This window comes from Tropicimonas sp. IMCC6043 (assembly GCF_004146235.1).
Taxonomy (GTDB): domain Bacteria; phylum Pseudomonadota; class Alphaproteobacteria; order Rhodobacterales; family Rhodobacteraceae; genus Tropicimonas.
Genome location: NZ_SELO01000158.1, coordinates 1 through 475, shown reverse-complemented (window position 1 = coordinate 475; position 475 = coordinate 1). Strand labels below are relative to the sequence as shown.

General features: G+C 58.9%; 1 protein-coding gene. It reads left to right on the top strand.

Annotation, left to right across the window (positions count from 1 at the left end; translation table 11 throughout):
• On the top strand, positions 1-475 hold a 475-nt coding region (locus EU800_RS26215), incomplete at both ends, for an IS630 family transposase (RefSeq protein WP_129636375.1).

The following is a 475-nucleotide window of genomic DNA, read 5'->3' as shown; positions in this document are numbered from 1 at the left end:
GAGCGGACGTTCTGGATCAGCCGCCGTCAGCCCTTCATGCGCAGGTTCCTGCCCCGTTTGGCCTTCATCGACGAAACCTCTTTGAAAACCAACATGATCAAGACCACCGGCTGGGCGCCGCGCGGCGAGCGACTGATCGAACATGCCCCCTTTGGGCATTGGAACACCCAGACGTTCATCGCCGCGCTGCGCCATGATCGACTGGACGCACCATGGGTCATCAAGGGCGCGATGGACCGAGACGCGTTCGACCTCTACATCGAGACCCAGCTCGCACCCACGCTCGCGCCCGGTGACGTGGTCATTCTTGACAACCTCAACGTCCACAAATCGGCGACAACGCAGCAATTGCTGAAAGCACAGGACAACTGGTTGCTGTTCCTGCCCCGATACAGTCCCGATCTGAACCCGATAGAAATGGCGTTCTCAAAGTTGAAAACGCTGATCCGCAAAGCCGCCGCTCGAACCTACGAAC